Here is a 16,591-nt window from a genome sequence, read left to right as displayed (position 1 = left end):
ACCACCAGCTATGAGCTGGCGCAGTCGCTACGTTTCTAAGCAGGGCGCTTGCGCTTTTCTTACGAAGACATTTACTATTCGTCCATATTATTTTTCGGTTTCATTTCGTGCGTAATATTCATGTTGCGTCCTAGCAGAGTTGGGCGATTGTTTCGAATCTGTCGTTAGGCTATTTTAAGATTTTTAACGTCCTATAATTCTATGGTTAAAAAAACGTTCATGATTATTTGCTTTTTTTCTGTATCACTGGTATAGTAGTAATTAATTATTGTTGTTCGGCTGATTAAGAAAGGAAATACCCTTAAACATCAGTATAAGTGCGACTAAGGTAATCGCTTGGAGAGCCTGGCGATAGCCATGGAATTTACAATGTGAAGGAATGCGTGCATACCTTTTCCTTAAAGATCACTTTGGACAGGGATAGTAATACATTGTGTGAACATCACACTAGGAGGAATTTTTAATGGAGCAAGGTTCAGTAAAATGGTTTAATGCAGACAAAGGATTTGGGTTTATCGAGCGTGAAGATGGAGACGATGTATTCGTACATTTCTCTGCTATCCAAAGTGAAGGGTTCAAAACATTGGACGAAGGACAAAGCGTAACTTTTGATATCGAAGAAGGTCAACGCGGACCACAAGCAACAAATGTTCAAAAAGCATAATTAAAAAGCGTCAGACTCTATTTTTAAGAGTCTGGCGCTTTTTTTAAATTATTTCAAATCTGGTACCTACTAAGACTTTGCGTATTATACCGTGCTCTTTGCTTGTTTTGGACTTGGTTTGTCCACAACAGCAGCTCCGACAATATCGCCTATCACATTAGAAGCCGTCCCGCCCATACCAATAATTGCGTCAACACCGGCAATTAATGCAACAATTTCCAGAGGCAGGCCAAACATGGATAGAACTGCCGATAAAGTTACAAGTCCAGCCGCTGGCACTCCAGCAGTTCCGACGGAGAGTAACGTACCGATTACAACGATAATAATCAAATCACTAATGGATAAATCTAGTCCAGTAATATTCGCCGCAAAAATAATGGAGGCTCCCATTCTTAATGCGCCGCCGTCAGAGTTAAATACAGCGCCAAGCGGCAAGGAGAAATTAGCGGTGTGTTCGGATACCCCAGCTTTTTTTGCTGCATTAATCGCAACCGGTAATGAAGCGATGCTACTAGATGTGAAAAAGGCTGTTGTGTATGCTTCTTTTGTTTGCTTGAAAAAAGAAACGATCGATCTGCCCGAAAATTTTAAAAAGCTTGTGTAAACAATTAACCAAAGAAGAATAATACCAATATAAAACACAGCAGTAAATGTTAATAATGACTGAAATGTATCCCAGCCTTGGCTACCAAAGGTTGATGCGCTTATTGCAAATACCCCAATCGGTGCATACAATAAAATTCCGCCCAGTATTTTATAAAACATTTCATTCAATGCCTTAAAAACATGGTCGAGTAACTGACCATATTCCTGCATCTTCTCTTCTTTGGAAAACTTCATCGTTGATATAGCTGTTCCGATTATAACAGCAACGAATAAAATCGCCATTAAATCACCGGCGGAAAAAGCAGCAAATATATTTTTAGGTACAATTTGCAATAGCACATCTGAAACCTGTGGTATTTCCGGTTGTTCGACTCGGGTATTAGGCAAGGTTAAATTTTCACCGGGATTTATAGTGAAAGCTAGTGCAAGACCGATTAACACGGCGGCAGCTGTTGTGACCATATAGTATAGTACCAATTTACTTCCCAATTTCCCCAGCTGGGCAATCTTCATTTGATCCACAGCCAATACGACGGTTAAAAAAATGACTGGAATAGCAATTAAGCTGAGCAAATGAATAAGCAGTGTTCCAAGCGGATTAATTATTCCTGCCTTTTCACCAAATATAACTCCTGCCACTATACCTAATATAAAACCAATGGACATTTTTAGAACGAGTGAACTGTTTTTATATTTCTTCCATAATTTCATCATAACGCTCCCAGACTATTTTTTAATATAAGTAGGTTTATTTATATATTTACACCTGAATTGAATAAGGGTGTCTCCATCATACCATGTTACCCGTTTGTTTAATCAACCAAACGAATCGTCTTTTTTTAAAAACCTTAATGATAAATGCACAGCGAAGCAAAACTAGAAATCGAGATGCCTTTTTGAGAGCAGTGCGTTATTGCTTAAGCTATTGGTCACTTGATGTAATTGTTATGATGGAAACTGCTTCTGCCATATAAATATTATGCTCTATATTTTAAAGTGTTGCTTAATTGGTAAAATTCGTGTGAAATATGATATGTTGTATCCAATACAATGCATAAGTAGGAGGAACTTTTCATGCCAACCTTTGAAGAATTTTTGAATATTGATATGCGAGTCGGCACAATTATAAAAGCAGAGCCTTTTCCGGAGGCACGTAAACCGGCGATTAAATTAGAAATTGATTTCGGCGAGCTTGGAATTAAACAATCATCAGCACAAATAACTCGAAGATATGAGCCGGATCAATTGATTGGACGACAAATAGCTGCAGTTGTTAATTTTCCCCCAATGCGTATAGCTGGATATAAATCTGAAGTACTTGTATTGGGCGGGGTTCCTGAAGACGGTGATGTTATTTTGTTAAGTCCTGATGAAAAGACAGCAAACGGTACGCGCATCTCATAACATTTTGGCTGTCGATAAACAGAAGCGCTATTATCGACAGCAGAATGTTACTCTCTGTCTGGATTTCTCAGCATCTGCTTAATTTCTTCGAGTTCTTTTTGCATTTTTTCCAGCTTTAAATCGGTTGGTGAAGGCTGGCCCTCTTGATTTGCTTCCTCTACATTATTTACGATAACCCCAACGAACAAGTTGAAGATAACAAAAGTTCCAATTAAAATAAACGTCACAAAAAACCACCATGATGTAGGGTCCTCTGCTAATATAGGACGCATTACACCACTTGCCCACGACTCAAGCGTTACGACTTGGAATAACGTCAGTAAGGAATCATGAAGGGTACCAAAATATGCAGGAGCAATCGATCTAAATAAAAACGTGCCCATTACCCCATAAATGTAAAAAAACAAACCGAGAAGCAAAAAAATCGTGCCCATGGAAGGGATAGTGAGTAGGAGAGCATTTACCATCCGGCGCAAGGAAGGTATTATGGATATTGCCCGCAAGACCCGTAATACTCTTAATAACCTTAAAACAGTAACATAATAGGCACCAATTAATATATGTCCACTTACGATAATGATAAAATCAAACAGATTCCAAGGGTCTTTGAAAAAAGAACCGATTGATTTACTGGCGATGAGGCGAATGACTATTTCAATCGTAAAAATCCAGAGCAAAATCTGATCGAGAAAAACGATCCAAAAAGCGAAACGATCGGCAATAAAAGGATATGTTTCTAAACCTACTAAGATAGCATTGATGATAATTAAGAAAATTATCGTGTTCATAAAAACAGGATGTTGTGATAAATATGGACAATATGATTTCCACTTATTCATTTTTCCGCATTGCCCCCTCTACGTTATTTTACTTTCTCCAGTGGTAAATGTCATCTAAAAATAAAAGTTAATTTTGTGCAACATTATGCGCTTAGTCGCAAATATTCTGGAAAATGTATTAATATATTGAATTGTCTAAAAAGGAATTTTGGTGTACAATAAGGTAACCAATTTTATTAATGTTTATAAGATTGGAACATGTTAAAAGGGAGGAAGTTAAATGGAATCAACCAGCGAACAAAATAAGAAAAGGTTTAAAGTGCCACACGTTTACGTCATTATATTTGCATTAATAGTTTTAGCTGCAGTTGCTACATACGTTGTTCCAGCAGGTGAATACGATAGGGTCGAGAATGAAGACGGGAGAACGATTGTTGTTGAAGGTACGTATGGTGCAATCGACTCAAGTCCAACAGGCTTTTTTGAAGTATTTCAAGCCCTTCACCAAGGGATGGTTGACGGAGCAGGTATTATTTTCTTTATCTTTATTATTGGTGGAGCTTTTGGCATATTTCGGGCGACAAAAGCAATGGATGGTGCCATTAGTAGTATTTCAAAAAAGATGAATGGGAAGGAATTATATTTAATACCGGTATTAATGATCTTTTTCGCTCTGGGAGGCGCTATTTTTGGGCTTGCTGAAGAAACGATTCCATACATTATGATCATTACTCCGCTCGCTTTAATGCTTGGGTATGATTCTTTAACCGGTGTAGGTATTGTGCTTGCAGGTGCATCAGCCGGATTTTCTGCAGCATTTATGAATCCGTTTACAGTTGGTGTAGCACAAGGAATTGCTGAATTACCGATTTATTCCGGATTTGCTACTCGGATGGTGTTTTGGGTTATTTTTGTTGGTGTAAGTATTGCGTATGTAATGAGATATGCTCATAAGGTAAAAAAAGATCCAACGAAAAGCCTTGTTTATGAAGAAGACCAAGCCCGCGAAGTAGAAGTTAATACAGACCAAGATTCGATAACGACTCGACAAGGAATAATCCTTGGTGTATTAATTCTCACTGTTTTCGGGTTAGCATTCGGTGTAATGCAATATGGATGGTATATTAAAGAAATTGCAGGACTATTTTTATTAATGGGTATTGTGATGGGGATTGTTGGAAAAATGTCTCTTGATGATATTGCGGAATCCTTTGTTGAAGGGTGCCGCGTACTTGTATTAGGAGCACTTGTTGTTGGTTTTGCTTATGCAATTCTCGTAGTTTTGCAGAATGGTAATATTCTAGATACTATTTTACACGGTCTTGCTAGCGTGGTAAGTGGACTTCCATCCAGCTTTTCCGCTATCGGGATGTATGTTGCGCAAGCATTATTAAACTTTATCGTACCATCTGGTAGTGGGCAAGCTGCATTAAGTATGCCAATTATGACACCACTGGCTGATTTAGTAGGTGTTAGCAGACAAACAGCTGTATTGGCTTACCAGTTCGGGGATGGGATTTCCAACATATTTACCCCGACATCTGGTTACTTTATGGCAGGCCTTGCAGCCGCTGGAATTTCTTGGACAAAGTGGGTTCGTTGGGTATGGCCGCTTATTTTAATCCAATACACATTAGGGGCTATTTTCGTCACTATTGCTCATTTATTTATCTTTTGATGAAAGAATAGTAAAATAGGGATAAACTAATACTGCAACAATGGTGCTAATTATCCGTTGTTGCAGTTGCATTGTTTGTAATGGTGAAAAAAGATCTTATAAAATGTTATCTTAAGAAATGGCGGTGTATATTATGCAACCAAAAACGTTAGAGCAGCTTTCTGATCAAGCGATTAAAGATCGACGTCATTTGCATCAACATCCTGAATTATCTTGGAAAGAGTTTGAAACTTCAAACTACATTCGAACAAGGTTGGAAAAGCTAGGAATTGATATATTAAATTATGAGCGCCCCAGTGTTATTGGCTATCTAAAAGGAACAAAAGGCGCTAAGACTATTGCTTTACGTGCAGATATAGATGCGTTGCCATTGACAGAAGAAGGGGATAAAGAATATATATCAAAAAACCCCGGTGTAACGCATGCGTGTGGGCATGATGGGCATACGGCTGTACTACTCGCTGTTGCGGAATGGATGGCAGCGCATTCTGAGGAAATTGAACATAACGTTAAATTCATCTTTCAAACAGCCGAGGAAATAACCCCAAGCGGAGCAGCTTATTTAATAAGCCAAGGTGTGCTGGAGGATGTCGATGCCGTTTTTGGTGTTCATCTTTGGCAAGGAGTGGAAAAGGGGAAAATTGGATTAGCGCATGGACCAATGATGGCATCAACCGATGACTTTGAAATCACAATAGAAGGTGCAGGCGGACACGGATCCATGCCACATGATACGGTAGATCCTATCTATATTAGCTCCCATATCATTCAAGGGTTACAATCCATTGTAAGCCGGAAAACAGACCCGATTCATACGAAGGTGATTACGGTAGGTAAAATCGAATCCGGTTCAAACTATAATATTATACCAAATACGGCAACTTTACATGGGACAGTAAGAGGATTTAATCTGGAAACAATACAACTGATGCGAGCTAAAATGGAACAAATTACAGAAGGAATATGTTCTACGTTTGATGCAAAGGGTACGCTAAAATATATTGAAGGAACTCCACCACTTATAAACGATTTAGAGCAAAGCCGGTTTGTGGAAAAAGTCATTCGTGATTCATTTGGAAATGATGTGTTTGAAGCACTTGATCCAGTGATGGGTGGAGAAGACTTTTCCCACTACTTACTGGAAAAACCGGGAGCCTTTATATTTGTAGGGATGGGTGGAGAAAAAAGTGCTTATCCACACCATCACGCACGCTTTGATATTGATGAAGATGTATTCCCTTCAACGATCGAACTATTTATTAACATTGTAAAAAACTTTAATTAAAGCAGGAGGAAATCTATACATGTCATTAAAAGTAACATTTCAAGATGTTTTAATAGCCGGAAAGAGATTGAAAGGAAGAGTAAATGAAACTCCATTGATTTATTCGGATATTCTATCTAAAGATGTAGGTACAGATGTGTGGTTGAAAATGGAAGGATTGCAAAAAACAGGGTCCTTTAAAGCCCGTGGCGCACTAAATAAATTGGATTCATTGTCCGACGAAGAAATGCAAAAAGGGGTCGTTACAGCCTCAGCCGGTAACCATGCACAAGGTCTAAGCTATGCAGCAGGATTAAAAAATATTTCTGCGAAAATTGTCGTTCCGGAAAATACACCAGCAACGAAAAGAGAAGGCATTAAACGACTTGGCGGTGATTTGGAAGTATACGGGGCAACCTACGATGAGGCAGAGGAACATGCGCACAAATTGGCTGAAGAAACAGGCAGAGTTTTTGTCAATGCATTTGAAGATGACTATATTATTGCTGGCCAAGGAACTTCTGGCCTTGAAGCGTTTTTACAGGAACCAGACTTTGATGCTGTTGTCGTTCCAGCAGGTGGCGGCGGTTTATTATGTGGCGTTGCACTTGTTGCCAAAGCGATTAATCCGTCTATTAAAGTCATTGGTGTACAAACGCATGCATCACCCCCTTGGTATTATTCATTTAAAGCAGGAGAACTCGTTGATGTCGAATATAAAGATTCCTATGCAGAAGGGCTTCATGGCGGAATTTCTCAAGGCAATTTAGATTTAGTGCTCAATATTGTCGATGATTTCGTACTTGTAGAAGAAGAAAGTGTCGCCAAAGCAGTCCACTGGATGGCGAAAGAGCACCATCATATAATTGAAGGTTCAGGCGCGGCAGGAATAGCTGCATTTCAAGAAGGCGTTCTTGATGACTTGAAGGGGAAAAAGGTATTGACACTTGTTACAGGAAGTAATTTAGATGTTAATCGTTTAGCCCAATTTACCGAAAAATATGATGATAAATAATAAGGACAAGTAGTCTCCATAGAAGAGGTGTTTTCATGAAAATTATAAAAGTAGAAGTTTTTGGTATAAAATTGGATTTAAAAAAGCCGTTTATTGTTTCTTATGATCGGTATGACGATATGCCGACAATTATTACTCGAATAGAAACAGAAGATGGTACAGTTGGTTGGGGTGAAGCGGTTCCTGATCAGCATGTGACGAGTGAAACATGGGAGAGTACGTTTCAGATTTTAAAAAATGAGCTAGCAGTCCTTGTGATGGGCGAGAATCCGTTCAACATTAATTCCATTCACCAGAAAATGAATGAAAAAATTCTTGATGCCCCATCGGCAAAAGCGGCGATAGATATTGCGCTGTATGACTTAATGGGCAAGCTCTCCAATCAGCCAGTCTATCGGTTAATTGGCGGGAGATCCCATAAAGAACTGCAAATCCCTCAAGTGATAAGTATTCTATCACCTGAAAAAATGGCAGAAGAAGCGGAGCAAATTGTTTCTGAGGGGTATCACCATATTAAAATAAAAGTAGGAACAGATGCCGAAACGGATATCAAACGGATACGTGCCGTACGTGAGGCAATACCAGCTGAAGCTAAGTTGCGCGTTGATGCAAATCAAGGTTGGAAAACAGCCGAAGCCATTTACGTCATTAATCAAACGAGAGATTGTAACGTTGGATGGTATGAACAACCGGTGAAGGCAAATGATCATCTTTCATTGGCAGAGATCAGAAAAGCGACGAATGTGAATATTATGGCTGATGAAGGTATCCATGGCCCTCATGAACTGTTAAATATTATCCAGCTACGTGCAGCGGATATGGTGAATATTAAATTAATGAAGACAGGTGGAATATATCCTGCCCTTGCACTCGCGAATTTAGCGGAAGCGGCCGGGATGCCTTGTCAATTTGGTTCGATGGTGGAATCAGCAATCGGAACCATGGCAGGAGCTCATTTATCACTTTCTCAAACGATCATTGAGTCAAACGAGATGGTCGGGCCGCTCATGTTTTCAGAAGATGTAGCGGAAACGAAATATATAAACGGAACACTTGAAATAACGGATACGCCGGGACTTGGAATTAAAGTGAATGAATCGATGATCAGAGAAAAAGCAATTTTACATTGTACGGTTAATTAAACGGAAAATTCTTTTAAAGATGTAAAAGCAAAGAGGAGACAGACAGCAAATGGATATTAAACATTTTAAAATAGAAGAATGGATGAATGAGTACGAACAGGGTGCTGTATATAATATGGCCGAAACGTGTGTGGATTCTTTAACAGTAGGTGAATTATTAACGTTAGGTGGCGAGGACCCTGTACAATTTTTTCAAAATTTAACGGATACAAAACTAACATATGGTCATATTGAAGGTTCTCCTGACTTTAAGCGAGAAGTGGCTAAGTTGTATAAAACAATGGAACCTGACAATGTACTGGCCATGAATGGGGCAATCGGTGCAAACTTTTTACTATTGTATACACTTATTGAACCCGGGGACGAAGTGATTTGTGTCGACCCAACGTATCAACAACTCCATTCCGTTCCAGAGTCTTTTGGAGCTACTGTCAAACGATTACAGTTAACAAAGAAGAATAATTTTATCCCTGATGTGGATGAGATGGCCTCTCTTGTTTCGGAAAAGACAAAGTTAATTATTATTAATAACCCAAATAATCCGACTGGATCTGTGATGGATGAAGCGAAGTTAAATGAAATTGTTGAAGTTGCCAAATCGGCAGATGCTTATTTGTTGTGTGATGAAGTATATCGCGGCTTACTGCAGGATCCTAATTTAGATGTCCCATCAATCGTGGACCTTTACGAAAAAGGGATCAGCACAAGCAGTATGTCTAAAGCATTGTCATTAGCTGGACTTCGCTTAGGCTGGATCGCAGCACCCGAAGATGTCATTAGAGAATGTGTAAAGCACCGGGATTATACGACCATCAGCTGCGGCATGATTGATGATTTATTGGCTGTACACGCACTAAAAAATTACGACAAAATTATGGACCGAAGTTTAAAAATCGTTCGTAACAACATCGAAATTCTTGACGACTGGGTAAAAAATGAACCACGTATCAATTATGTAAAACCACAAGGCGGTACAACGACAATGCTTACGTATGATGCGGACATGTCTTCCGTAGATTTTTGTATAGGACTATATGAAAAAAATGGCGCGTTTTTTGCACCGGGAAGTTGCTTTGATATGGAAGGGACAGTTCGTATCGGGTATGCCTGTGATCCTGACGTATTAAAAGAAGGATTGCAAAAAGTATCGGAGTATTTAAGAGAATTATAATCTATAAGTGCGTGTTCAAAAAGTGCCGAATTAGAAGCAAGAAGGTCGAGGCGGCGTAGTTTCGAGCAGCGGAATGTATGCATTTAGATACATGAGCAGCGGAGAAACAAGCTAACGAAGAGATTCGCCGCTAATAATTTGGTGACTTTTTGAACAACCTCTATAATGCATGAGTGAAAGGAGATTTGAATGAATCAACATCTATTTCCAATTGAACAAGTAAGAAGACAGTTCCCAGCTCTAAACCGTACGTATAATAATAACTCGGTAGTATACTTTGATGGACCCGGAGGTTCACAGGTTGCAGGAACTGTTATAGAATCCATGTCAGAGTATATGAGGAGTGGTGTTGCTAACCTCGGCGGGGAGTATGAAACCGGACGGGAGACGGAAAGAATTGTTGATGAGGCAAGGGAACTGTCTGCCACTTTGTTAGGCGCACATAAAGATGAAATTGTATTCGGCGCAAATACAACGACGATTGCTTTCCGGATTGCAAGGGCTTTATTTCGAGAGTGGAACGAAGAAGACGGGAATATTGTTGTAACGGAACTTGATCATCATGCAAACATTGACCCTTGGGTGACGGCTGCTGATGACCGTGGACTCGATATTCATAAGCTTCCACTTGATACATCCAAGTTAACATTAAACACAGAGAATTTGGAAGATATCATTACGAATAATACGAAGCTTGTTGCGATTGGATTGGCATCCAACGTGATTGGTACAATCAATAACCTTGAACCTATCATTAAACGTGCAAAAGAGGTAGGTGCATTGGTTGCTATCGATGCTGTTCATGCCGTTCCGCATTTTGCTGTCGATTTTAAACAGTTGGGCGCTGATATTTTATTCTGTTCAGCGTATAAATTTTTTGGCCCTCATGTAGGTATTGCAGCTATTAATAGAGAAGTGTATGAAAACCTACAGTTATTTAAATTACGTCCTGCGCCAAATGATCTTCCCGACAAATTGGAAACAGGTACAATTAACTTTGAAGGGTTAGTTGGCGTAATGGAAGCGATACGCGTTATTGCTGGTTTCGGAGAAGGCGAGACATTAAGGGAACAGCTTCTATCTGGCTATGAACGAATGGAAGCGTATGAAAATAAACTAGCTGATAGATTACGAGAGGGATTAGGAAAAATAGAGAATGTGATCATGTACCAAGCTCCCGATTCTGTCCGAAAGACCCCAACAGTTGCTTTTAGAGTAGAAGGAACTGGCCCGGAAAAAGTGTGCCGACAAATGGCGGGACTAGGGGTCCATATTGAGTATGGAGATTTTTATGCGATGACCTTAGTTGAAAAACTTGAATTAGGTAGTGAAGGCGGACTCATTCGTGCCGGCATTGCACCGTACAATACAGAAGAAGAAATTGATCGATTGATTAAAGGAATTGAAGGACTCAATAAATAAACAATAGTCTGCTGTTACAAAAACCATCTTTTTATATAATAAGTAGTTCTTTTTGTGTAAATTGTTATGTTGCACAGAAATGAACTACTTTTTTTAAAGGACAGAAGGTTTAAGGTTCTGTGCATAGCTGTCTAGCTCCAGCGCCCAGCCCCTCGAGGTCTTAAGCAATAATTCTTCGTGACAAAAACCGTCACTACGAATTCTTGCTTAAGCTTGTCGGGGCTGACCAGGGCGCTTGCGCTTTTCTTAATTCGAATCACATTTCTGCTTGAAAGAATATACTGGGTTAAAACAATAATCTAGGCAGGAGTGATGAAGTATGTTTATGAATAATCCATATCGCAACAGTCAACCTGAGGTAGTAAGTGGCGCATATGGTGATGTGAATGGGGATGGAATGGCAGATTATGTGTTTTTGTCTGCGATAAAGTCAGCAGATTTATCCAGTCCTTATGTTGAGCAGATTACATTGAACATTCAAGATGGGGCAACGAACTTTGTGCAAGCTATTTCGCTTGAAACAAATGCTGGTTATCAACCATCTTTGTACCTTGGTGATTTTACTGGGGATGGTATTATGGACATTCTTATTAGTATTGATTCAGGTGGATCAGGGGCATTAACATACGATTATGTGTATTCTTATGTCAACAATCAAGCGGTGAAGTTGTTTGATTATAACGACTATAATAGACAAAATCAGTATACCGTAACTTATTTGGATCAATATAAAGTTAGTATTCAAAGTCCTGCCACAGGTCAGACGTACTTGGTTGATATTAGCGGTAGAAGTCCTGATTATTTATCACAAATCTATCATGTGGACGGAACGTTAAAAAAACCAATTCAAGGAATGGACGACGGTGTTAGCGGATTTTATCCTGTAGATATGGATCGTAATGGCGTGTATGAAATACAAGCATTTCAGTTAATTAGCGGCCGTTACCATGCCGATGGATTGGGCTATATCATTAATACGTTGCAATGGAATGGGAGGAAATTCGTAATTTGGCAGCAGTGGTTAGCGATTTTGGGGAACTAACTACAATAGCAATTATCTCTCCACGATAATAAAAACTCGTGAACAATCTTTATTGGAAGTCAAAATAATGTGACTATGTTAAGATAATAAGAAAGGGAGGGATAGCATGAGTACAATCAAAAAAGGTGAAGGCAAGTTTTTTGTTGGAGAAAATGAAACTTCTCCACTAGCAGAGATTACGTTTCAACAAAAAGATGATCGGACCTTAATCGTGGACCATACGTATGTATCAGATGAACTTCGCGGGCAAGGTATGGCAGGAAAACTCGTAGAAAAGATGGTTACGTATGCTAGAGAAGAGGGGAAGAAAATAATCCCGGAATGTTCTTATGCAGAAAGTAAAATTAAAAAAACGCCGGAATATCATGATGTATTGGCATAGCAGTTAAATCTACAGTTAATCCCAATGGAGGTCATCATCTATTGGGACTATTTTTTTGATTCAATTAACTGTGTGACCTTAGCTGAGGTGCCTGTTGCCAGAATATTATTCTGGCAACAACTGCGCCCTATTGATTAATCTTTTTTCCTTTTAGATTTATAAACAAAAGCGCCTATAAAAATTACAAGTAATGCAGCCAAGATAGAGGGATTCAACAAATCAACTCCTTTTTTTTGATTAGTAAAATTTTTACTACACAATCTAGCACTTAAACGGTATCACCCTTAATTCAAAATTGCGCCCTTGAAGAAGTTAATTTTTATAAATGTCATTAGAAGATATCCACTCTATAAATTGTTGGTATGGATAGTAGGTAGTACCTTTAAGTTCAATCTTTGGTGCATTTGTATATTTGTTTAACAATTCATTTAATTCTTCTTTACTTAGCCCTAAATAAATATGCATATCTTTTTCTTTAATCAATGTAGGATAACCTGAAGAACTTGCTTTTGGATTTTGGAAGTTTTTTAATCCATCTCCTATAAAATATCCTAATCCCACTAGCCCTCCAATTAACCCTATTCCTATCCAAAAAAAGTCTATTTTCACCCTGATAACCTCTCCCTTTTAATTAAAGTTAAATTGAACAAATTGTCTCGATTACTTAACAATGATTACTATGCTAATTTTAACATAAACATCTTAGCACCCTCGAAATAAATCCTTAATCAGGCTTTAATTATTGTAAAAATAACGGTATGAATCGCAAGTGTTTTAACGATGAATTTAGTGTATAACAAAACAACATAAACTTATATGATATTTTCTTTAATCGCAATAAAAAAGAAGCAAAATCGAGTGTGATTTGCATCCCGAATTTGCGTACTAAATGATAATTTATCTCCTAAAACTGGACCCATCACGATACTACAGCGGTGCCTTCTTTACAGTAAATCCACCTTTTCCGACTGTCGTTTCCGCTTGCTTCATTGAGCGAATAATCGCTTCTTCAGTTGATTCCGTTACTGCAAGGAAAAATTGGTTCATAGACGGATGATCATCCCGGAAAAAGGTAACCGTTTCCGTTGGTTCGTCGTTTAAGTGTTCATATTTATTGACGGTGGAGAAGGCGATGGATATATCCCCGCTTCCATGATCCATATGACTTCCGGTTCGAGCAAGTCCTGCAGCACAACGTTTAGCGATTCGCTTCAATTGACGGTCATAAAATGGCGCATCTGTTGCGACGACCATCATAATGGAGCCCTCGGGGGTTTTCATCGTCGATTTTGGCCAATCTGCAAATAGTGCTTCCTCCCGCTTACCAAAATTGCTTAAAACGAGACAGCCGACAGTATAGTCGGTATCATCTACTTGTACGAGACGAGAAGCCGTGCCGATTCCTCCTTTATATCCATAGCAAATCATCCCTTTTCCAGCTCCGACAGCCCCTTCTTCCGCAGCTTCTGTCGTTGAATTATTAATTGCTTCTATTGCATGCGCAGGTGTGACTGACTGCAAGCGCATCGAATTTAGAAAACCATCATTACATTCTCCCGTAACAATATTGATGGAAGGAGAAGCATCCCCGATCTTCGGATTTTGTTCAAGCATATATGTTAATGTCCCTTGCATAACAGGGGCGACACTCATTGTATTTGTTAGCATAATGGGAGATTCAATTAATCCGAGTTCATCTACCTCAATAAGCCCGCTCGTTTTCCCAAATCCATTGATAACATCAGCTGCCGCACGTACTTTTTCTTTATATAGATTCCCGCTATGTGGGAGAATAGCAGTTACACCTGTACATATTGTGTCTGTCTCAGACATTTTTTCATACAATGTAACATGTCCAACCTTCACGTTACATACATCTGTAATGCAATTATTTTTTCCTCTTGGTAATGTCATGAAAAAACCCCCGTATCATCAGTGTTTGGACTTAATTATAGCATAGGTGATTACCGTTAAAGATTGTTTAAAGTATAAATATAAGCGGCTTTCATCAAATTTTCATATAGGACGTGTATAATTGGTATTGAATAATACGTGATGGAGGATAAGGATGGCGGCAACTGCGGTGTTAATGTCAATTGGTATCTTAATTGCAAGCTTTTTAATTAGTTATGTTTTTTATTATTTTACGAGTTCCCTGCCAAAACATGTGAAAAAGAAACAATTGGAGGAAATAACGTCTTTATTAATTAACTTTGTTATATATACTTGGGTTGGAAAAATAGTTGCTAATCTAGGGATCTTCATGCAAGATCCGTTATCTGTTCTAGCATATCCGAGTAATTCAACGGCTTTTTATATTGCCTGTGTTTTGATCATTATTAATATTATATATAAAATGAAGCGGCATTCCTTTGATGTCATAGCCCTTCTATTAGCTTTTACACCAATATTTTTTATTAGTTCGTTTATATATGAATTTTTGCAAATGGTATTGGAACATAGTTCGATCATGTTGCCATATTTAAGTTTATTGTTTGTTTTGGTTATGCTTGTATTAATGGAACGTTTTCAGGAGGAAAGAAATGTATACATTCTTCTGTTAGTTTGGAGTATTGCACAATTTATCTTATCCTTGGTTATGCCTTATACGAGCGTTTACGGTTTTATGATTGACCCATGGTTTTTCATTATTATATTTTTTGTAATAGTAACTTTCCAACGTTTACATTATAAAAGGAAGGTGTCAAGATGAGTGGAATAGAAGCTGATACACTATTAATTGTTGGGATGTTTCTCGCCTTGGGGGCAGGAGCATTGTCGTTTTTATCTCCTTGTGTTTTGCCGATTTTCCCGGCCTATTTGTCATATATTACTGGAATGAGCGTTAAGGAACTTCAAGGAAAACAAGATTCGAAAATACGTGGCAGATTGTTAAGTCATTCGTTATTTTTTATTCTAGGTGTTTCGCTTGTGTTTATAAGCCTTGGAGTTGGAGCATCATTTCTTGGACAATGGATTCAACATTTGCTTGCGGGAGACTCTGGACTGCTTATTCAACGGATCGCCGGTATTTTTATTATTGTGATGGGTTTGTTTGTTGCAGGCTGGATTAATTTACCTACTTTAATGAGAGAAAAACGTATGCAATATACGAAAAAACGAGTTAGTTATGCAGGGACCTTTTTTGTTGGGGCAGGATTTGCTGCTGGCTGGACACCTTGTATAGGACCGATTTTCGGCTCCATTCTATTTTTGGCTGCCAGTAATCCGGGACAGGGAGTCTTTTATACGATTATGTATGTTATCGGTTTTGCTTTACCTTTTCTAGTGCTGACTTTCTTCCTTGGTTCAACGAAATGGATTGTCAAACGAAGCCAAGTTATTATGAAAATAGGCGGCGTTGTTATGATTGCTATGGGCATCATTTTATTTACCGGGCAAATGCCCCGGATTGCGGAGTTTTTTCTGAAGTTAGTCCAAGATACATGGATGGAAAAACTAGGATAAAAGTGGGGGGACCGTACAGATGAAAAAGGGAATTATTATTGCTGTAATTGTTGGATTGTTTGCATGGGCGATTTATGATTTTGTCTTAAGCGATTCAAAAGGTGAGGAAGAAGAGAATGTTGATGTTGGGCTTGAACAAGGAAACCTTGCACCTGATTTCGAATTGACGACTCTGGACGGTGAGACAGTAAAGTTATCCGATTTTAGAGGTGAACGCGTTATGTTGAATTTTTGGGCAACGTGGTGTCCGCCATGTCGTGCCGAAATGCCTGATATGCAGAAGTTTCACGAAAATACGGATGTAGAAATTTTAGCTGTAAATTTGTTGGAGACGGAAAGTGGAGTAGATAAAGTTCCAGAATTTATAGAAGAATTTGGCGTTACATTTCGTATTCTGTTAGATGAGGATTCCTCTGTAGCCAACCGCTATGAGATACAGCCAATCCCTACTACATTCATGATTGATTCGGAAGGGAAAATACAAAACACAACACTCGGAGCGCTGAATTATGAATTAATGGTACAGGAATACGAAAAAATGGATTAATGAGGGG

17 protein-coding genes are annotated in these 16,591 nt (G+C 38.7%); 13 read left to right on the top strand and 4 right to left on the bottom strand.

What is annotated here, in order from left to right; all coding sequences use genetic code 11:
• The first annotated feature begins 463 nt into the window (after positions 1-463).
• Positions 464-664: a cold-shock protein gene (locus ACLIBG_RS00385; RefSeq protein ID WP_439310715.1), complete on the top strand. Its 201-nt coding sequence runs from the start codon at positions 464-466 to the stop codon at positions 662-664.
• Positions 665-748: 84 nt separating this feature from the next.
• Here the strand turns inward: ACLIBG_RS00385 and ACLIBG_RS00380 are convergent, their stop codons facing one another.
• Positions 749-1,981: a dicarboxylate/amino acid:cation symporter gene (locus ACLIBG_RS00380; RefSeq protein WP_439310714.1), complete on the bottom strand. Its 1,233-nt coding sequence runs from the start codon at positions 1,979-1,981 to the stop codon at positions 749-751.
• 363 nt (positions 1,982-2,344) lie between these two features.
• Between ACLIBG_RS00380 and csaA the strand changes: the two genes are divergently transcribed.
• Positions 2,345-2,674, top strand: coding sequence for a chaperone CsaA (gene csaA / locus ACLIBG_RS00375; RefSeq protein ID WP_439310713.1), 330 nt, complete (start codon positions 2,345-2,347; stop codon positions 2,672-2,674).
• A gap of 47 nt (positions 2,675-2,721) precedes the next feature.
• Here the strand turns inward: csaA and ACLIBG_RS00370 are convergent, their stop codons facing one another.
• Positions 2,722-3,513, bottom strand: a complete 792-nt coding sequence (locus tag ACLIBG_RS00370) for an ion transporter (RefSeq protein WP_439310712.1) — start codon at positions 3,511-3,513, stop codon at positions 2,722-2,724.
• Between the two features lie 220 nt (positions 3,514-3,733).
• Between ACLIBG_RS00370 and ACLIBG_RS00365 the strand changes: the two genes are divergently transcribed.
• From ACLIBG_RS00365 to ACLIBG_RS00330, 8 genes are all read left to right on the top strand, one after another.
• Positions 3,734-5,131: a YfcC family protein gene (locus tag ACLIBG_RS00365; protein ID WP_439310711.1), complete on the top strand. Its 1,398-nt coding sequence runs from the start codon at positions 3,734-3,736 to the stop codon at positions 5,129-5,131.
• A gap of 133 nt (positions 5,132-5,264) precedes the next feature.
• Positions 5,265-6,416, top strand: coding sequence for a M20 metallopeptidase family protein (locus tag ACLIBG_RS00360; protein ID WP_439310710.1), 1,152 nt, complete (start codon positions 5,265-5,267; stop codon positions 6,414-6,416).
• A 19-nt stretch (positions 6,417-6,435) separates the two neighbouring features.
• Positions 6,436-7,410, top strand: a complete 975-nt coding sequence (locus ACLIBG_RS00355) for a threonine ammonia-lyase (protein WP_439310709.1) — start codon at positions 6,436-6,438, stop codon at positions 7,408-7,410.
• A 35-nt stretch (positions 7,411-7,445) separates the two neighbouring features.
• Positions 7,446-8,552, top strand: coding sequence for a mandelate racemase/muconate lactonizing enzyme family protein (locus tag ACLIBG_RS00350; RefSeq protein WP_439310708.1), 1,107 nt, complete (start codon positions 7,446-7,448; stop codon positions 8,550-8,552).
• Between the two features lie 49 nt (positions 8,553-8,601).
• The gene (locus tag ACLIBG_RS00345) at positions 8,602-9,723 is read left to right on the top strand and encodes an aminotransferase (RefSeq protein ID WP_439310707.1); all 1,122 of its coding nucleotides are present in this window, start codon (positions 8,602-8,604) and stop codon (positions 9,721-9,723) included.
• A gap of 189 nt (positions 9,724-9,912) precedes the next feature.
• The gene (locus ACLIBG_RS00340) at positions 9,913-11,145 is read left to right on the top strand and encodes a cysteine desulfurase-like protein (RefSeq protein ID WP_439310706.1); all 1,233 of its coding nucleotides are present in this window, start codon (positions 9,913-9,915) and stop codon (positions 11,143-11,145) included.
• Between the two features lie 319 nt (positions 11,146-11,464).
• Complete coding sequence (locus ACLIBG_RS00335) at positions 11,465-12,187, top strand: FG-GAP-like repeat-containing protein (RefSeq protein WP_439310705.1); 723 nt, start codon at positions 11,465-11,467, stop codon at positions 12,185-12,187.
• 106 nt (positions 12,188-12,293) lie between these two features.
• Positions 12,294-12,569, top strand: coding sequence for a GNAT family N-acetyltransferase (locus tag ACLIBG_RS00330; RefSeq protein ID WP_439310704.1), 276 nt, complete (start codon positions 12,294-12,296; stop codon positions 12,567-12,569).
• A gap of 312 nt (positions 12,570-12,881) precedes the next feature.
• Here ACLIBG_RS00330 and ACLIBG_RS00325 read toward each other — a convergent pair whose 3' ends face one another.
• Both ACLIBG_RS00325 and ACLIBG_RS00320 read right to left on the bottom strand, forming a co-directional pair.
• Positions 12,882-13,178 (bottom strand): DNA-binding protein, encoded by a 297-nt coding sequence (locus ACLIBG_RS00325; RefSeq protein ID WP_439310703.1) that lies wholly within the window; start codon positions 13,176-13,178, stop codon positions 12,882-12,884.
• Between the two features lie 318 nt (positions 13,179-13,496).
• Positions 13,497-14,483, bottom strand: coding sequence for a DmpA family aminopeptidase (locus ACLIBG_RS00320; protein WP_439310702.1), 987 nt, complete (start codon positions 14,481-14,483; stop codon positions 13,497-13,499).
• Between the two features lie 154 nt (positions 14,484-14,637).
• Here ACLIBG_RS00320 and ACLIBG_RS00315 point away from each other — a divergent pair, with 154 nt between their 5' ends.
• Genes ACLIBG_RS00315 through ACLIBG_RS00305 form a run of 3 tightly spaced genes read left to right on the top strand, consistent with a single transcriptional unit; the run spans position 14,638 to position 16,584 of the window.
• Complete coding sequence (locus tag ACLIBG_RS00315) at positions 14,638-15,282, top strand: hypothetical protein (RefSeq protein WP_439310701.1); 645 nt, start codon at positions 14,638-14,640, stop codon at positions 15,280-15,282.
• Positions 15,279-16,037 carry a cytochrome c biogenesis CcdA family protein gene (locus ACLIBG_RS00310; RefSeq protein ID WP_439310700.1) on the top strand — a complete coding sequence of 253 codons (759 nt, stop codon included), beginning with the start codon at positions 15,279-15,281 and terminating at the stop codon, positions 16,035-16,037. Before ACLIBG_RS00315 ends, ACLIBG_RS00310 begins: the two co-directional genes overlap by 4 nt.
• Positions 16,038-16,056: 19 nt before the next feature.
• The gene (locus tag ACLIBG_RS00305) at positions 16,057-16,584 is read left to right on the top strand and encodes a redoxin domain-containing protein (protein ID WP_439310699.1); all 528 of its coding nucleotides are present in this window, start codon (positions 16,057-16,059) and stop codon (positions 16,582-16,584) included.
• The last annotated feature ends 7 nt before the right edge of the window (positions 16,585-16,591 follow it).

The sequence above is a fragment of the Virgibacillus sp. W0181 genome (assembly GCF_051846915.1).
Taxonomy (GTDB): Bacteria; Bacillota; Bacilli; order Bacillales; family Amphibacillaceae; genus JBPYCR01.
This window is presented reverse-complemented; position numbering and strand designations above follow the sequence as displayed.

Bases quoted from the DNA above. Each gene is read 5' to 3' on its own strand.
- ACLIBG_RS00340 (WP_439310706.1), top strand. From the start codon at position 9,913: ATGAATCAACATCTATTTCCAATTGAACAAGTAAGAAGACAGTTCCCA.
- ACLIBG_RS00355 (WP_439310709.1), top strand. From the start codon at position 6,436: ATGTCATTAAAAGTAACATTTCAAGATGTTTTAATAGCCGGAAAGAGA.
- ACLIBG_RS00320 (WP_439310702.1), bottom strand. From the start codon at position 14,483: ATGACATTACCAAGAGGAAAAAATAATTGCATTACAGATGTATGTAAC.
- ACLIBG_RS00305 (WP_439310699.1), top strand. From the start codon at position 16,057: ATGAAAAAGGGAATTATTATTGCTGTAATTGTTGGATTGTTTGCATGG.
- ACLIBG_RS00345 (WP_439310707.1), top strand. From the start codon at position 8,602: ATGGATATTAAACATTTTAAAATAGAAGAATGGATGAATGAGTACGAA.
- ACLIBG_RS00315 (WP_439310701.1), top strand. From the start codon at position 14,638: ATGGCGGCAACTGCGGTGTTAATGTCAATTGGTATCTTAATTGCAAGC.
- ACLIBG_RS00350 (WP_439310708.1), top strand. From the start codon at position 7,446: ATGAAAATTATAAAAGTAGAAGTTTTTGGTATAAAATTGGATTTAAAA.
- csaA (WP_439310713.1), top strand. From the start codon at position 2,345: ATGCCAACCTTTGAAGAATTTTTGAATATTGATATGCGAGTCGGCACA.
- ACLIBG_RS00330 (WP_439310704.1), top strand. From the start codon at position 12,294: ATGAGTACAATCAAAAAAGGTGAAGGCAAGTTTTTTGTTGGAGAAAAT.
- ACLIBG_RS00360 (WP_439310710.1), top strand. From the start codon at position 5,265: ATGCAACCAAAAACGTTAGAGCAGCTTTCTGATCAAGCGATTAAAGAT.
- ACLIBG_RS00365 (WP_439310711.1), top strand. From the start codon at position 3,734: ATGGAATCAACCAGCGAACAAAATAAGAAAAGGTTTAAAGTGCCACAC.
- ACLIBG_RS00310 (WP_439310700.1), top strand. From the start codon at position 15,279: ATGAGTGGAATAGAAGCTGATACACTATTAATTGTTGGGATGTTTCTC.
- ACLIBG_RS00370 (WP_439310712.1), bottom strand. From the start codon at position 3,513: ATGAATAAGTGGAAATCATATTGTCCATATTTATCACAACATCCTGTT.
- ACLIBG_RS00380 (WP_439310714.1), bottom strand. From the start codon at position 1,981: ATGAAATTATGGAAGAAATATAAAAACAGTTCACTCGTTCTAAAAATG.
- ACLIBG_RS00335 (WP_439310705.1), top strand. From the start codon at position 11,465: ATGTTTATGAATAATCCATATCGCAACAGTCAACCTGAGGTAGTAAGT.
- ACLIBG_RS00385 (WP_439310715.1), top strand. From the start codon at position 464: ATGGAGCAAGGTTCAGTAAAATGGTTTAATGCAGACAAAGGATTTGGG.